At 60.6% G+C, this 15,574-nt stretch carries 13 protein-coding genes; 8 read left to right on the forward strand and 5 right to left on the reverse strand.

The annotated features are described in order from the left end of the window. The 5 genes from QPL98_RS08365 (at position 1) to QPL98_RS08385 (ending at position 7,556) form a co-directional block, all read left to right on the forward strand. The gene (locus QPL98_RS08365; protein ID WP_014420064.1) at positions 1-618 is read left to right on the forward strand and encodes a TRAP transporter small permease subunit; all 618 of its coding nucleotides are present in this window, start codon (positions 1-3) and stop codon (positions 616-618) included. A 17-nt stretch (positions 619-635) separates the two neighbouring features. Continuing rightward, on the forward strand, positions 636-2,006 hold the full coding sequence (locus QPL98_RS08370) for a TRAP transporter large permease subunit (protein WP_022991812.1): 1,371 nt from the start codon (positions 636-638) through the stop codon (positions 2,004-2,006). 56 nt (positions 2,007-2,062) lie between these two features. Continuing rightward, complete coding sequence (locus QPL98_RS08375; protein WP_199452049.1) at positions 2,063-2,842, forward strand: 3-hydroxybutyrate dehydrogenase; 780 nt, start codon at positions 2,063-2,065, stop codon at positions 2,840-2,842. A gap of 16 nt (positions 2,843-2,858) precedes the next feature. After that, a complete protein-coding gene (locus QPL98_RS08380; protein ID WP_199452048.1) occupies positions 2,859-4,847 on the forward strand; it encodes an acetoacetate--CoA ligase in 1,989 nt (662 codons plus the stop codon). 465 nt (positions 4,848-5,312) lie between these two features. Beyond that, on the forward strand, positions 5,313-7,556 hold the full coding sequence (locus QPL98_RS08385; protein WP_011783670.1) for an NADP-dependent isocitrate dehydrogenase: 2,244 nt from the start codon (positions 5,313-5,315) through the stop codon (positions 7,554-7,556). Positions 7,557-7,631: 75 nt separating this feature from the next. Here the strand turns inward: QPL98_RS08385 and QPL98_RS08390 are convergent, their stop codons facing one another. The 5 genes from QPL98_RS08390 to QPL98_RS08410 are packed head-to-tail and all read right to left on the reverse strand — an operon-like array spanning position 7,632 to position 12,460. Continuing rightward, a complete protein-coding gene (locus tag QPL98_RS08390; RefSeq protein ID WP_121208062.1) occupies positions 7,632-8,825 on the reverse strand; it encodes a cation:proton antiporter in 1,194 nt (397 codons plus the stop codon). 4 nt (positions 8,826-8,829) lie between these two features. Further along, on the reverse strand, positions 8,830-9,300 hold the full coding sequence (gene ybaK, locus QPL98_RS08395) for a Cys-tRNA(Pro) deacylase (RefSeq protein ID WP_011783672.1): 471 nt from the start codon (positions 9,298-9,300) through the stop codon (positions 8,830-8,832). Positions 9,301-9,360: 60 nt separating this feature from the next. Then, complete coding sequence (locus tag QPL98_RS08400; RefSeq protein WP_222180480.1) at positions 9,361-10,665, reverse strand: DSD1 family PLP-dependent enzyme; 1,305 nt, start codon at positions 10,663-10,665, stop codon at positions 9,361-9,363. Between the two features lie 2 nt (positions 10,666-10,667). Further along, positions 10,668-12,077 (reverse strand): D-arabinono-1,4-lactone oxidase, encoded by a 1,410-nt coding sequence (locus QPL98_RS08405; RefSeq protein WP_303293079.1) that lies wholly within the window; start codon positions 12,075-12,077, stop codon positions 10,668-10,670. A gap of 2 nt (positions 12,078-12,079) precedes the next feature. After that, positions 12,080-12,460 (reverse strand): cytochrome c5 family protein, encoded by a 381-nt coding sequence (locus QPL98_RS08410; RefSeq protein ID WP_041654417.1) that lies wholly within the window; start codon positions 12,458-12,460, stop codon positions 12,080-12,082. Between the two features lie 135 nt (positions 12,461-12,595). Here QPL98_RS08410 and QPL98_RS08415 point away from each other — a divergent pair, with 135 nt between their 5' ends. The 3 genes from QPL98_RS08415 to QPL98_RS08425 all read left to right on the forward strand — a co-directional run bounded on the left by QPL98_RS08415 (position 12,596) and on the right by QPL98_RS08425 (position 15,570). Next, positions 12,596-13,819 (forward strand): sensor domain-containing diguanylate cyclase, encoded by a 1,224-nt coding sequence (locus QPL98_RS08415; protein ID WP_303293080.1) that lies wholly within the window; start codon positions 12,596-12,598, stop codon positions 13,817-13,819. 71 nt (positions 13,820-13,890) lie between these two features. Continuing rightward, entirely contained in the window at positions 13,891-15,177 is a 1,287-nt protein-coding gene (locus QPL98_RS08420; RefSeq protein WP_153739728.1) for a serine hydrolase, read from the forward strand. 162 nt (positions 15,178-15,339) lie between these two features. Continuing rightward, positions 15,340-15,570 (forward strand): hypothetical protein, encoded by a 231-nt coding sequence (locus tag QPL98_RS08425; protein WP_041656059.1) that lies wholly within the window; start codon positions 15,340-15,342, stop codon positions 15,568-15,570. The last annotated feature ends 4 nt before the right edge of the window (positions 15,571-15,574 follow it).

A 15,574-nucleotide genomic window follows, 5' to 3' on the forward strand; every position in this document is an offset into this window, starting at 1 on the left:
GTGACTGATACCAATGTCTCCGGGGGTGAGCAGTCCCCGGCACCGGGCGAGGATTTTCTGCCCACCAACGCCCTGGCCTGGCGCCTGGATCGCCTGGTGGTGGCGGTCGGCCGTTTTGCTTCCTGGCTGTGGATCGGTGTACTGGTGGTGGTGCTTATCAACGTGTTTTCACGATACGTGCTGTCTCAGGGTTCCATTGCACTGGAAGAGCTGTCCTGGCACCTGTTCGGCACTGCCACCATGCTGACCCTGGGCTACGCCGTGGTGCGTGACGACCACGTGCGGGTCGACGTGCTGAAAGAAAAGTTCCCGCCCCGGGCCCAGGCCGTCATTGAATTGCTGGGCATTGCCCTGCTTGCGCTGCCGGTGATCTACCTGATGGTGGAAGTGCTGGTGCCCTACGCCTGGAAAGCCTGGACATACAGCGAGCGTTCCCAGGCCCCGAGTGGTCTGCCGTACCGGTTCATTTTCAAAAGCATGCTGCCGCTGGGACTGATCTTCGTGATGATCGCGCTGTTCTCCCGGTTCCTGCGTTGCGCCACGTTCCTGTTCGGGTTCCCCCGGGCCGTAACGCCCCCTGAAGACGATCGCCGGTCTACCGGCCATCCCAATCCCTGAATCACGAGGCAGACGTCATGGGTGTAGAAGCGATTCTTGTTATCGCCATGTTCGCCAGCTTCATGGTGCTCCTGCTGCTGGGGTTCCCGGTAGCCTGGTCACTGGCGGGTATTGGTCTTGTGTTCGCCATTGTCGGACACGTGATGGTGGAGTATTTCGACTCCCCGCTCTGGTTTACCTGGCAAGGCACCATGGGGGTGCTGGATGCCAGAATCTACGGCATTGTCGCCAATGAATTGATGGTGGCGCTGCCGATGTTCATTTTCATGGGCATCATGCTGGACCGCTCCGGCATTGCCGAGAAACTGATGCACAGCCTGGTGCGGGTGCTTGGCCCGCTGCGTGGCGGTTATGCCATTACCGTGGTGATTGTCGGCGTGCTGCTGGCCGCCTCCACCGGTATTGTCGGGGCCTCCGTGGTCTTGCTGGGCATGTTGTCCCTGGGGCCGATGATGCAGGCCAACTACAACAAATCCCTGGCCGTGGGCACGGCCTGTTCCGTGGGTACCCTGGGTATCCTGGTGCCACCCAGTATCATGCTGGTGCTGATGGCGGATCGCCTGGGTACCTCAGATGCCTCGGTTGGCAAACTGTTCATGGGGGCGCTGATTCCGGGCATCATGCTCGGGGCCATGTACATCCTGTACATTCTGATAGCGTCGTTCCTGAAAAAAGACCTGGCGCCTGCGCCGAAGAACCGGGAGCCGCTGGATGCTCGGGCCTGGCTGGATGTGCTGAAGGCGGTGCTGCCACCGATGGCCCTGATCATTGCCGTATTGGGCTCCATTTTCTTCGGCATTGCCACTACCACAGAAGCCTCGGCCGTGGGTGCTGGTGGCGCCATGTTGATGGCCTTTGTCAGCAAGCGCCTGGACATGGCCACCCTGAAAGAATCACTGTACCAGACCAGCCGCACCTCGGCCTTCATCTTCGGCATCTTTATCGGTGCCACGGTGTTTGCCTCGGTGCTGCGTGGCCTGGGTGGTGACGAGGTGATTGAAAGCGCCATTACCGGGCTGCCTTTCGGTACCACCGGGGTCCTGCTGACGGTGCTGTTCATCACCTTCCTGCTCGGTTTCTTCCTGGACTGGGTGGAAATCACCCTGATCATCCTGCCGCTGGTGGCGCCGGTGCTGTTCAAGATGGGCGTGGAGCCGGTGTGGTTTGCCATCATGTTCGCCATCTGTCTGCAGACCTCGTTCCTGACGCCACCGGTGGGTTTCTCACTGTTCTATATCAAGGGCGTGTGCCCGCCGGGCATCACCACACGGCATATCTATCTGGGCGTGCTTCCGTTTATTGCCCTGCAGTTGCTGGCGCTGGCCCTGGTGTTCTGGTTCGAGCCGCTGGCCACCTGGCTGCCCAACGAGGTATACGGAGGGGGCTGACCGGCCCTCTCTCCGGATTCCAATAACAATTCCAATCCTGAAAGGAGACTGTGACCATGCGTCTTCACAATCAAGTTGCCCTGATTACCGGCGCTGGCCGGGGCATTGGCCGCGCCATTGCTGAACATTACGCCCGTGAAGGGGCTCGGGTGGCGGTGGCAGACCTGACCCTCGAAAGTGCCGCCGACACCGTGGCTGCCATTGAACAGGCCGGCGGCACGGCCCTGGCCCTGGCCATGGATGTCACCGACGAACAGGCGGTCGACCAGGGCGTGGCCAGCATTGTTGAACAATGGGGCAGGCTTGATGTTGCCCTGGCCAACGCCGGTATCCAGCACATCGACCCGGTGCACAAGCTGGCCTACGCCGACTGGAGCAAGGTGATGAACGTGCACCTGGACGGTGCCTTCCTGGTGACCCGGGCGGCCCTGCGCCAGATGTACGCCCAAGGTGGGGGTACTATGCTCTATATGGGCTCGGTACACTCGGTGGAAGCGTCGCCCCTGAAAGCGCCCTACGTCGCCGCCAAGCACGGCATGCTGGGCCTGTGCCGGGCGGTGGCGAAAGAAGGTGCCGAGCATGGGGTACGCAGCAACATTATCTGCCCCGGCTTTGTACGCACACCGCTGGTGGACAAGCAGATACCGGAGCAGGCCAAAGAGCTGGGCATTTCCGAAGAAGAAGTGATCAGCAAGGTCATGCTCAAGAACACCGTGGACGGGAAGTTCACCACCCTGGAAGACGTATCAGAACTGGCGGTGCATCTGGCAGCCTTCCCGTCCGCTGCCCTGACCGGCCAGTCGATCGTGGTCAGCCACGGCTGGCATATGCAGTAATTTTCTGGAGAGACGGATGAGCAACACAGAACAATCACCGGTTGTCTGGACCCCGGACCAGGACACCCTCACCCGTTCCCGCATGGGCCAGTTCAAGGCCTGGCTGGAGCAACAGGGCTTTGGCCCCTTTGATGATTACCACGCCCTGCACCAGTGGTCGATCACCGAACTGGACACCTTCTGGCAGAAGGTCTGGGACTACTGCGGCCTGGTCTGCGAGACACCGGCCCAACAGGTGCTTGGCAACCGGGAAATGCCGGGTGCGGAATGGTTCCCGGGCATGAAACTGAATTTTGCCGCCAACCTGCTGCGGCTGGCGGACGGCGACCATGCTGATAGAGAAGCGGTGGTGGCCTACTGCGAAACCCGCCCGGCACTGCGCAAGACCTACGCCGAACTGAAAGCCGACGCCGGTGCTCTGGAAGCCTTCCTGCGCAGCAAGGGCATTACCAAGGGCGACCGGGTGGCGGGTGTGGTCACCAATGGCTATGAAGCCCTGGTGGGTATGCTGGCGGCCACCAGCCTGGGCGCGATCTGGAGCTCCGCATCACCGGACTTCGGCATCGGCGCCATCAACGACCGTTTCGGCCAGATCGAGCCCTCAGCCCTGGTTGTGGTCAACGGCTACGGTTATGGCGGCAAAGTGTTCGCGCGCCAGGCCGACTTCGCCGAGCTGATCGCTGGCCTGCCCTCCCTGAAGGTGGTGGTCAGCATTGCCCAACTGCCCGATGAAGCACCGATCCCCGGCGAACTGGTTACCACCTGGGAGGATGCCCTGAAGGCCGGTGAAGGCCAGGCGCCCTCGTTCACCCCGGTCGATCCGGATCACCCGGTGTACATCCTCTACTCCTCCGGCACCACCGGCAAACCCAAGTGCATCGTGCACGGCACCGCCGGCTTGTTGGTCAACCACGCCAAGGAGTTGATGCTCCATGGCGACGTGGGCCCGGAAGACCGCTTCCTCTATTTCACCACCTGCGGCTGGATGATGTGGAACTGGCAGGCCTCTGCCCTGATGACCGGCGCCGCCGTGATCACCGTCGACGGCTCCCCGGGTTACCCGAGTCTCGATTTCCTGTGGGATACCGTAGCGAAAGAACGGGTCACCCACTACGGCACCAGCGCCCGTTTCATCGCCGGCTGCCGCAAAGCTGAACTGCAACCGGCGAAAAACCTGGACCAGAGCCACCTGCGTGTGGTGTTCTCTACCGGCTCCCCGCTGTTGCCGGAAGACTACGACTGGATCTATACCGACGGTGCTCCCAACGTATTGCTGGGCTCCATCGCCGGCGGTACCGACATCTGCGGCTGCTTTGTGGGATCAACACCACTGTTACCGGTGCGAAGAGGTGAAATCCAGTGCCGCTTCCTGGGCGTGGACGCGGTCGCCTACGGCGACGACGGCCAGCCGGTCAGCGAAGGCCGGGGCGAACTTGTCTGCCGCCAGCCGTTGCCCTCCATGCCCGTCAGCTTCTGGCAGGACCCGGACGGTGAACGCTACCGCGATGCCTACTTCAACAGCTTCCCCGGAGTTTGGGCCCACGGCGACTTCATTGAATTCACCGAACACGGCGGCGCCATTATCTACGGCCGCTCCGACGCCACCCTCAACCCTGGCGGCGTGCGCATCGGCACCGCCGAAATCTACCGTCAGGTGGAAACCGTTGACGCGGTTAAAGACAGCCTCGTGGTCGGACGCCAGATCGACGGCGACGTGGAAGTGGTGCTGTTCGTGGTTCCGGCCGAAGGCCAGAACGTCACCGATGACCTGGTCAAAACCCTGAAAACCCGAATCCGCGAAGGCGCGAGCCCCCGACATGTGCCCAAACACATTGTCGAGGTGCCGGACATTCCCTACACCCGTAGCGGCAAAAAAGTGGAACTCGCGGTGGCCCGGCTGATCAACGGCTCCAGGAAAGCCGACAACCGGGATGCACTGGGCAACCCGGAAGCGCTGGACCGGATTCGGGAACGTTTGGCGCAAGCAGGGTTGTTGCCCGACTGATTCTGGATAAAGGGGAATGTGAAGTGTGCCGATATGGGCTGTTTTGTCGACAAAACAGCCCATATTTGCGAACTCTGCGACGATGAAATTGGACTACCCGTACATCGTTTGGGCGTGGCAGGGGGAGAGCTTTCCAAAACCTTGCGGAGCCATGGATGGCGGAGCAGAGCGTACAGGGAGGTATTCACAGCGTGTTTTGGAAAGCTCTCCCCCTGTCACGCTTACCCCATACCTGATAAATGTTAGAAAGTTTCGTAAATTCCCGCCATTTCATCGTCCTGTCACGGAAGATCAGGCATTTTAAGTCCGTTCTTATACTAAGATCGTAACCAAAATTTTGTAAAAAATGCTATCTTAGTAGGTCTATCAAAAGTTCCGAATCAGTCACTGGCCCGACCGGACGTTCACAAGACGCCCGACCGCGCCATGACCGTCCTGAACCCACCCAATAGCCTGAGGACGAAAATGACATCATCCAAAGCCAAGATTGTCTACACGTTGACCGACGAGGCCCCCGCCCTCGCGACCCGGTCACTGCTTCCCATCCTGGAAACCTTCGCCAAGCCGGCTGGCATCGACTTCGAAACCAGCGACATCTCTCTCGCGGCGCGTATTCTGGCAGGCTTCCCGGACTACCTTGAGGAAGACCAGCGGGTTCCGGATGCCCTGGCTGAATTGGGTGAGTACACCAAGGATCCGGACGCCAACATCATCAAACTGCCGAACATCTCCGCGTCCATTCCGCAGCTGCGTGCCGCGATCAAAGAACTGAACGAGCAAGGCTACAAGGTGCCCGAGTACAAGGAGCACCCGGAGACCGACGAAGAGAAAGAAATTCACGCCCGCTACAGCAAGGTGCTGGGCAGTGCCGTTAATCCGGTGCTGCGTGAAGGTAACTCCGATCGTCGCGCGCCGGCCGCGGTCAAGGCTTTCGCGCGTAAGTACCCGCACACCATGGGCGAATGGAGTCCGGCCTCGCGTACCCACGTGGCGCACATGCGCGGTGGCGACTTTTACTCCAGCGAGCAGTCCGTGACCCTGGACAAGGCCACCAACGCCCGCATCGTGTTCGAGAACAAAAAGGGCGAACAGACCGTTCTGAAATCCGACCTGCCGCTGCAGGAAGGCGAAGTGCTCGACGGCATGTTCATGAGCAAGAAGGCGCTGGTGAAGTTCTTTGAGGACGCCATCGCCGACTGTGAGAACACCGGCGTGATGTTCTCCCTGCACGTGAAAGCCACCATGATGAAAATCTCCCACCCGATCGTGTTCGGTCACGCGGTGAAGGTTTTCTACAAGGAGCTGTTCGACAAGTACGGTGAGCTGTTCCAGGAAATCGGCGTTAACCCGAACAACGGCCTGTCGTCCGTGATCGAGAAGATCAAGCAACTGCCGGAATCCAAGCAGGAGCAGATTCAGGAAGACCTGCACGCGTGCTACGAGCACCGTCCGGAAATCGCCATGGTCGATTCTGTTAAAGGAATCACCAACCTGCACGTGCCGAGCGACGTCATTGTCGACGCCTCCATGCCGGCGATGATCCGTAACTCCGGCAAGATGTGGGCCCGTGATGGCAAGCTGAAGGACACCAAGGCGGTGATGCCGGAGTCCACCTACGCCACCATCTACCAGGAAGTGATCAACTTCTGTAAGACCCACGGCGCGTTTGACCCCACCACCATGGGTACCGTTCCGAACGTGGGCCTGATGGCACAGAAAGCCGAAGAGTACGGCTCTCACGACAAGACCTTCGAAATGAAGGAAGACGGTGTCGTGCGCGTTGTGGCCGAAGACGGCACTGTCCTGACCGAGCACAAGGTTGAGGAAGGCGATATCTGGCGTGCCTGCCAGACCAAGGATCTGCCGATCCGCGACTGGGTCAAGCTGGCGGTTAACCGTTCCCGCTCCAGCGGCATGCCGGCCGTATTCTGGCTGGACGATGAGCGTGCCCACGATGCCCAGCTGATCAAGAAGGTCAAAACCTACCTGGCTGAACTGGACACCGAAGGTCTGGACATTCGCATCATGTCTCCGGTTCGCGCCATTCGCTGGACCATGGAGCGTCTGATTCGCGGCCTGGACACCATCTCTGTCACCGGCAACGTGCTGCGTGACTACCTGACCGACCTGTTCCCGATCCTGGAGCTGGGCACCAGCGCCAAGATGCTGTCCATCGTGCCGCTGCTGAACGGCGGTGGTCTGTATGAGACCGGTGCCGGCGGTTCCGCACCCAAGCACGTACAGCAGCTGATTCAGGAAAACCACCTGCGCTGGGATTCCCTGGGTGAGTTCCTGGCCACCGCGGTGTCCCTGGACGAGCTGGGCGAGAAGCAGAACAACGAGCGTGCCCGCCTGCTGGGCCAGACTATGGACAAGGCCACCGAGCGACTGCTGGAAAACAACCAGTCTCCGTCGCGGGTAACCGGCGAGCTGGATAACCGTGGTTCACACTTCCACCTGGCCCGCTACTGGGCGGAAGAGCTCTCCAAACAGGATGAAGACAAGGAACTGAAAGAATTCTTCACCAAGCTGTCTGCCCAGTTGGAGGAGAACAAGGACAAGATCCTGGAAGAAATGACCGTGGTGCAGGGCCATCCGGCCGATATCGGTGGTTACTACCACCCGCCCATGGAGAAGGTGTGCGAGGTTATGCAGCCGAGCGCCACTTTCAACAAGATCCTGGCCGAGGCACGGGATTCCGTGAAGTAAGGCCAGTGTTTCAGCCGGGCCACGGGCCCGGCATGAATCCCCGAAACCCGGTGCGCTTGAAGCTCACCGGGTTTTTTATTGGTCTGGCTCTTCCTGGTAGCCCTGTCCGGTTTCACCGGCCTTGCGTAGCTGAAGCAGCGTCATTGGCGGGCCGATCAACTCGAATACCACCGTAGCGCCAATCACCAGAGGCAGAATGTAGCCAAGCTCCGGCAGCCGTTCGGTGGCCACCAGGGCGAGGCCCAGGGCAACGCCGGCCTGGGGCATCAGGCAGGCACCGATACGTTGCCGGGTTTCCGGAGCGGAGCCGGCGAGCAGGCCGCCCAGGTAACCACCGGCCAGCCGGCCGCCAATGCGGGCCAGTACATAGGCCAGGCCAAGCGCACCGAGGGTGGGTAGCGCCAGCCAGTCGAGCTGGTAGCCGGCCATGAAGAAAAACAGTGCCAGGAAGGGCTCGGAAATGCCTTCGATGGAACGGAACGGCCGAACGTGATGTCGGGCTCGGTTCGCCACCACAATGCCCAGAGTCATGCAGGTCAGCAGGTACGACAGGCCAAACCAGCTGGCCAGCCCCGCCGCGACAAAGACAAACCCGGCGGATTCCAGCAGCATGGGTTCACCCGGCCGTAGCCGCCCGGTCAGCCAGGCCATGGGAAACCCCAGTACCATACCCAGCAGCACCGAGCCTGCCACTTCCCAGAGCCCGTGCAACATGGCCGTGGGCCCGCTCAGGTCGCCGTTGCCCAGCAACAGACCGGCCGCCACCAACAGAACACTGAACAGTATGGCGCCCCAGGCATCGTCGATGGCGACCACCTGAAACACCAGCCGGGTGAGCGGACCGTTGGCGCCCGCTTCGCGCAGGACATCCAGGGTCGCTGCCGGTGCCGTGGCGGTGGCGATGCCGCCCAGCAGCAGAGCCGCCGGCAGGTTGCCGGTTACGGCCCAGACCGCCAGGATGACGGCCATGGCGGTCAGCAACGTGACGGCCAGGCTGACAATCAGCGCTTCCTTTCCCTGCCTGAGATCCCGTGCCGACATTCGTTCACCCAGCAGAAACCCCACCATCGCCAGGGTTAACTGGGTAATCAGGCTGAAGCTCTGGTCTGCGTTATCCGGCAGCAGGTCAAGAAGATCCGGTCCAGCCAGGGCGCCCAGCAACAGCAGCAGGGTCACCCGGGGCACGTGTACCTTCTGGCCCACGGCGTGGGCCGCGAGTGCCAGCAGCAGGGTGCTACCGATAAGGATCAGGTCGCTGGCGTGATTCACCCCCTTACTCCTGTTGCAGCGGAGCGAACCGGGCCTGGGTCAGTCGGGCCAGATCGGCGGGTGCCAGTTCGATTTCCAAGCCCCGTTTGCCAGCACTGACAAAGACCGTTTCGAAGCCCTCGGCAGACTGGTCGATGAAGGTTTTCAGAGGTTTTTTCTGGCCCAGGGGACTGACCCCACCCAGGACATAGCCGGTGGTGCGCTGCACCAGCTGTTTGTCGGCCATGACGGCTTTCTTGGCGCCGGCAGCCTTGGCAATCTGTTTCAAACCGAGCATGGCGGTGACCGGTACGATGCCCACCGCCAGATTCTTACCATCGAGGCTGACTACCAGGGTCTTGAACACCTGGGCCGGGTTCGCACCGGTTTTTTCCGCCGCTTCCTCGCCATAGCTTTCCGCAGCCGGATCGTGCTCATACTCGTGAATGATGAAATTCACCCGGGCCTGTTTGGCGGCGTTGATTGCGGGGGTCATGACGGTTCCTGTTGGTTGGATCGAACGTAGCACCGATTAAAGCATGTGCCGCCAACGAGTTCATCCTTCCCGGAACACCGGCCAGCGGTCGGTAATCGCTCCCCGGGTCGGATCGAAGACGGCCAGGTCTCCAAACTGCAGGAAGACCGATTCGCTCTGGTGCGGCCGCAGGAACACCCGGTCGCCCTCTGCCAGATCGAGCCCATCGGCGAAATTCAGCATTTCCTGATTACTGGATCGGCCGTAGACCGGGTTATCGGTTAATCCTGCCGGTGACACCGGCGTTGCCGGCCAGTTGCCGCCGTAGATGAAAGCCGTGCGGGCCCGGTTCGGGTTCCACAGTGCCTGCAGCCTGCCCAGCCCGGGTGCGCCGGGAATTCGTGTGCTTTCCAGCAGCTTCAGGACCGGCGTGGCAATGAACGCCGCGGGCCGGTGGTCAGACAGTGTTGGCAGGTCGAAATCCGTGGGCATTACCAGGCCGGAACCGGCGGAGAGCTCATTCACGGGCAGCTCGCCGGACAGCCCGCGATAGAGCTGATAGGTGGTGGACCCCCCGGTGTTAAGTGTCAGGTCTGTCAGTGAGCGACCCAGGTGTTGCTCGGCGGTGGACACGTAATCCTGATACCGCGCCATGGCCCGGTCCCGCAGCCAGGCCGCTGGCCCCGGTGCTTTTATGATATGAGGTTCGTAGCCCATGAACCCGCTGAAACTGAGCCAGGGCGAGCGTTCAATCATGGTCAGGACCCGAGCCAGGTCACCGGTGTCGGTAAACCCGCCACGATGCAGGCCAACATCGATCTCCAGGTTAATCCGCAGCCGGCGTTGTTGTGCCCGGGCGAAACCTTCATAGGCCTCAAGCCGCTGCCGGGAATCCACCAACCATTGCAGTTGCTGTTCTGGCCGGAAGCCGCTGGTACTGAATGTGAGCTGCTGGTAGAAACGGTCAACGGCGGCCACCGGAAGCGGCTTGCCCATCAGCACATCCGCCTGAGGCAGGGCCTCGGCCACGGTGTTGAGAAAGGGTTGGTGGAAAACCATCAGCCGGTTGCTGCCGGTGGCCGCCATGATTCGTTGCAGAAGCGGCAGTGACGGCAGTGATTTGACCACAATGCGGTAATGGTATTCGCCGTTCAGGTGGCTGTTCAGGGCCGACAGGTTGTGCTCCAGCCTGGCCTGATCCAGCACCAGCGTGGGGGTTGCCTGGCCGGCTTCAGTAAGGGCAACGTCCAGAGCCCGGAAATAGAGGTTATGTCCGTCCCGGCGGGCTTCTGGTCGCAACCAGGCCAGGGCGCCGGCGGCACCCAGGGCGGTGGCGCCGAGCAGAAGCCGGCGACGTTGTCGAACGAAGGCATCACTGTGGGCCATGGTTACGTGCTCTCCCCCGTCGTCTCGAACAGGCCGGCCAGGTAAGGATTGAGAAACCGCCCGCCCGGGTCCAGGCTGCGCCGCACCTCCAGAAAATCCCGCCACCTGGGATACAGGGCCCGGAAATCACCGGACTTGAGGGTGTTGAGCTTGCCCCAGTGGGGCCGGCCGCCGTGCCGCAGCAAAATCGGCTCCAGCACTGTGAACATGGGTTGATAGTCTTCCTCGAAGAACCGGTGTACCGCAATGGAAACGGAATCACGCTGGTAAAACGGGCTCAGCCAGGCATCGTCGGCCTTCACAAAGCGAACCTCGAAGGGAAAGAACACCTCGGGAAACTGTGCTTCCACTACAGACATAATCTCCCGGAAGGCCGCCTGCCAGTTTTCCCGCGGCAAATGGTATTCCATTTCATTGAAACGGACATTGCGGTCGCTGGTGTAGTTCTGCCAGGACGCGGCCACTTTCACTTCTTTGTCCAGGGAGCGGATATAGCCGCCCAGGATCAGCCGGCGTAACCGGGGCGACCAGGCCAGGTAGTCCCGCGCCCGTTGAAGATCCCGGGCGCCGTCGTTCTGGTCCATCTGGGCGGTGGCCGATACCGGTTCGTCGGTCAGATCATGCTGGCTGGTAAAACCCATGCCGGAGAATGGAATGTAATAGAACTCGTAGTTGCGATGCTGGTCGGCGCGGGCATCGGCAGAATCCAGAATATCCTCCAGCGGTAGCCACTCGGTGGTCTTGCGCAACCGGTAAGGTCGGGTGTTCTGCAGGGTCACATCGGTCACAATGCCGAGGCAGCCGAGGCCAACCCGGGCGGCGTGGAAAATCTCCGGGTGCTGGTGCCGGCTGCATTCCAGCAGCTCGCCCCCGGCAGTCATCAGCGTGAGGGCTTCGACATAGCCGGACAGGCTCATCAACCCGGCGCCGGTGCCGTGGGTCGCGGTGGCCAACAGCCCGCCCAATGCCTGTTGATCGATGTCCGGCATGTTGAACAATGCCTGGTTGATGGCGTCCAGCGGCCGGCCCACCTGCCCCAGCAGAGTTCCGGCAGCGATGCGGGCCTGGCACTGTTGATCATCGTGGCTCAGAACACCGGTCATGCGCGCCAATGAGACCAGAATGCCGTCGGTGGGTACCAGGGCCGAGAATGAGTGCCCGGACCCCACGGGCCGTATGGTAGTCCCCGCATGGTCAGAGTGCTGCAGCAGATGCCGGAGCTCGTCAATGTTGGCCGGAGCAATCCGGTTTTCGGGCAGGCAGGTCTGGGAGCCGGACCAGTTTCGCCAGGGCAAAGGGCTTTGTGATGGCTCGCCCGCAGCCGGCAATGCGCTCTCACTGGCGGTGGCACCGGTCAGATGGCTGGCGATGGCAGTGCTGACCAGTAACTGCAGGAAATGGCGCCGTTGCATCGTCAGTGGTCCTCCGCTTCGGCGGGTGTGGCCATAAAGCGAATCAGCTGGCGGAACTGCTCGGCGTTGCAGTCCATACAGAGCCCGTAGGGTGGCATGCCACCGATACCAGAGACCACGTTATCCACGAGGGTTTCCATGCCTTTGGCCAGCCTTGGCTGCCAGGCCTCGCCGTGGCCGGTCAAGGGGGCATCCGAGGTGCCTCGGGCGTGGCAGGCCTGGCAGGACCGCTGGTAAACCGCGGCCAGTTCCGGGCTCGCCGGGCTGCTGTTGGCGGCATGGGCCTGAACGGCAGCGGATGGGCTGTGACCGCCATTACAGGCAGCCAGGCCGATGGTAATGGTGGCCACAATGGCCCGAGGCAGATGCTGGTGCAATCTCATTCTTGTTATCCATAACGCGATCATGTGTCACGTTTAGTGTCATCGATCCCGACTGAAACTGCAAATCCTTCTCGACTCATGAGCCGTAACTGTCTATTTTTTGTATAGGAAGCTTGAGGCGACAAGGAAATTGGCATGCAGCCAGAACGGCCGGATTATCCGGGGCTGACCCGACTGAAGGAAAGCCACAGTCCGCGAAGACGGGCGCTGTGGACAACACTGGTGTATCTGGTGGCCGGGTTTATCTGGATTACTTTCTCGGATCGTATCGTCGAGCTCTGGTTTCCAGATCCCCGCATGTTGTCGTTGGTTCAGACCTGGAAAGGGTTTCTGTTTGTGGTGGTGACCGGCCTGGTGCTGTTCACGGTGATTCTGCGCCAGCTCAACAAGGATCGCCTGCTGCTGTCCCTGCAAGCCGACCAGCGCCGGGCGCTCCGTCGCCGTGAACGACAGCTGACGGTGCTGATGGATAACCTGCCCGGTATGGCCTACCGCTGCCTGCCCGACGAAGACTGGACCATGTTGTTCGTATCGGCCGGGTGTGCCGATCTCACGGGGTATCAACCTGAGGAGCTGATTCGTAATCGAATCACCAGCTACGCGGCCCTGATGGATGAGGAAGACGCCGGACAGGTCGCGCAGGACGTGGAAGCGGCGGTCCGCAAAGATGAGTCCTTTTCCGTCGAGTACGCCATTACCCGCAAGGACGGCCGGAAGATATGGGTCTGGGAGCGGGGCTGCGGTGTGCTGGATGATGACGGCACCATGGTGCTTGAGGGCATTATTCTGGATATTTCCGACCGCAAGCAACTGGAAAACGAGCTCGAAGCACTGGCGACGCGGGACTCACTGACCGGCGTGCTCAACCGCCGGGAGTGCTCACGGGTGCTGATCGAAGAGCTGGAGCGGGCGCGTCGGTACAACCGTCCCCTCGCGTTATTGTGGATCGACTTTGACCACTTCAAGGAAATCAACGATACCTGGGGTCACGCTGCAGGGGATTCCGTGCTCTGTTCCATCAGCAGTCTGCTCGAGGACAGCGTCCGCAGTGTTGATACCCTGGGCCGTTTCGGGGGCGAGGAGTTTGTCCTTATTCTGCCAGAAATGGACGTTGCGGAAGCGGAGGAAACGGCAGAGCGGTTGCGCCAGCGTGTCTGTAATCAGCCGGTGGCCCTGGAATCCGGCCACAACATTCGATTGACCATCAGTATTGGCGTGGCGGTCTTTCCCGACCATGGCGATACCCTGGATGCACTTTGCGCTGCCGCCGACAAGGCGATGTATCGGGCCAAAAAACAGGGTCGGAACTGTATCGCCATGGCACAGGCGGTTCAGCCAGTCCATAATGGTTTCAGATAGTCACGTTTTCCGGCCCCGTTCGAAAAACCTCTGGCGCACCAACCAATAACAAGACTGATAAGGCGTTTATCATGCATTCACTCGCCCGCCGTGCCCTGCATACCTGTAATGTGCCTCGGGACCTGAACCCGGTGACATTTTGCGACACCGCCGGTGAACATCCGGATCGGGTCGGGCTCGACAGCAATGCCGCCGAAGCCGTCTGGCGCAGTGTTGAGGCCCTTTACAGAACGGGTGTGCATCCAGGTATTCAGTTGTCCCTGCGTTATCGTGGCGAGCAGGTGTTGCACCGGTCGATCGGGCACGCCCGGGGTAATGGTCCTCGCGATCCGGCCTCGTTGCCGCGCATTCCCATGACTACCGATACCCCGATCTGTTTCTTTTCCGCCTCCAAAGCGGTCACCGCGCTGCTCATGCACATGTTGTCCGAGCAGGGGCTGGTCAACCTGATGGACCCGGTGTCCTACTACTGCCCGGAATTTGCCCGTAACGGCAAGCGTACGATTACTGTGCACCAGATTCTCTCTCACCGTGGCGGTATCCCTGCGATACCCCGGGAAACCCCGATCGACGTGCTTTGGGACCGCGACGAAATCTGGCGGCTGCTCTGCGCCGCCAGGCCGGTGGAAGTGGACGGCGCCAAGGTGGCCTATCATGCCATTACCGGTGGCTTTGTGTTGCAGCGGGTTCTGGAAAAGGTGACCGGGGACACCATTGAAAACTACCTGGATCGTTACCTGCGCCGACCCATGGGTATGAAGTGGTTTACCTACGGCATCGCCCCCGAACACCTGCATGAGCTGGCCAGCAATTATGCGACCGGCCCGACGCCCCGATTTCCGGTGTCCTGGGTGGTGAACCGCGCGCTGGGCGGTGATATCCGCACGGTTGAAAGAGTCACCAACGACCCCCGGTTCCAGGAGGCGGTGATCCCCGCCGGAAATCTGTGCGGCACAGCCGAAGAAATGGGGCGCTTCTTTCAGATGATGCTCAATGGTGGAATCTGGAATGGCAAGCGCATCTGCAGTGAACTCACGGTTCGCCGTGCCATTCAGCAATTTGGCTCATTGCAGATGGACAGAACCATGCTGGTGCCCATGAGATTCAGTGCCGGTATGATGCTGGGCAGCAATCCTGTAGGCCTGTGGGGCCAGCAAAGCCGTTATGCGTTTGGCCATGTCGGGCTGATCAACAAACTGTGCTGGGCGGACCCGGCCCGGGATATTTCCGTCAGCCTGTTGAACACCGGTTTTCCGATTGTGGGCCATCACTTACCGGCCCTGGCCCGTTTCGTCTACACTGTGTGCAAGCAGTTCCCGGTGTTGCCGGAAAACCAGCGGAGACTGGTGGCGGCCTGAGCGTTTCATTAAGGTGTCAGGCCTTGGCGCTCAAGGCCTGAGATCAGGATCTGTCAAAAAAAGTGAAAGCTTGTTCATTCTAATTGCACTTTGTCTGACAGTTCGGCACACTTGGCATTAATCAATAAGGATGTTTTCCACACTCATTGGACGAGGTTAACTATGGAAAAGCCGCAATTTCCCCCGCCTGAGCAGCGTAGCGTCAAGCTTGATCAGCATGACAGCGTTCGTTCCCACGTACAGCAGCAGATCTGCGATGAAGTGCAGCGCCTGGAGCGCCGGATTGAAACCCTGCGCCTGACCAAGGCCCCCCACGCAGCCATCATGATTTCCACGTATGAACGGATGATCTGCCGAAAAAAGGGCTTTCTGCAGAATTGGGATCTGCAGTAAACAA

Source organism: Marinobacter sp. ST-43 (assembly GCF_030541085.1).
Lineage (GTDB): Bacteria > Pseudomonadota > Gammaproteobacteria > Pseudomonadales > Oleiphilaceae > Marinobacter > Marinobacter nauticus.

Coding starts and splice junctions, on each gene's coding strand:
- QPL98_RS08385 (WP_011783670.1), top strand. CDS start 5,313: ATGACATCATCCAAAGCCAAGATTGTCTACACGTTGACCGACGAGGCC.
- QPL98_RS08415 (WP_303293080.1), top strand. CDS start 12,596: ATGCAGCCAGAACGGCCGGATTATCCGGGGCTGACCCGACTGAAGGAA.
- ybaK (WP_011783672.1), bottom strand. CDS start 9,300: ATGACCCCCGCAATCAACGCCGCCAAACAGGCCCGGGTGAATTTCATC.
- QPL98_RS08420 (WP_153739728.1), top strand. CDS start 13,891: ATGCATTCACTCGCCCGCCGTGCCCTGCATACCTGTAATGTGCCTCGG.
- QPL98_RS08405 (WP_303293079.1), bottom strand. CDS start 12,077: ATGCAACGGCGCCATTTCCTGCAGTTACTGGTCAGCACTGCCATCGCC.
- QPL98_RS08380 (WP_199452048.1), top strand. CDS start 2,859: ATGAGCAACACAGAACAATCACCGGTTGTCTGGACCCCGGACCAGGAC.
- QPL98_RS08410 (WP_041654417.1), bottom strand. CDS start 12,460: ATGAGATTGCACCAGCATCTGCCTCGGGCCATTGTGGCCACCATTACC.
- QPL98_RS08370 (WP_022991812.1), top strand. CDS start 636: ATGGGTGTAGAAGCGATTCTTGTTATCGCCATGTTCGCCAGCTTCATG.
- QPL98_RS08425 (WP_041656059.1), top strand. CDS start 15,340: ATGGAAAAGCCGCAATTTCCCCCGCCTGAGCAGCGTAGCGTCAAGCTT.
- QPL98_RS08375 (WP_199452049.1), top strand. CDS start 2,063: ATGCGTCTTCACAATCAAGTTGCCCTGATTACCGGCGCTGGCCGGGGC.
- QPL98_RS08400 (WP_222180480.1), bottom strand. CDS start 10,665: ATGGCCCACAGTGATGCCTTCGTTCGACAACGTCGCCGGCTTCTGCTC.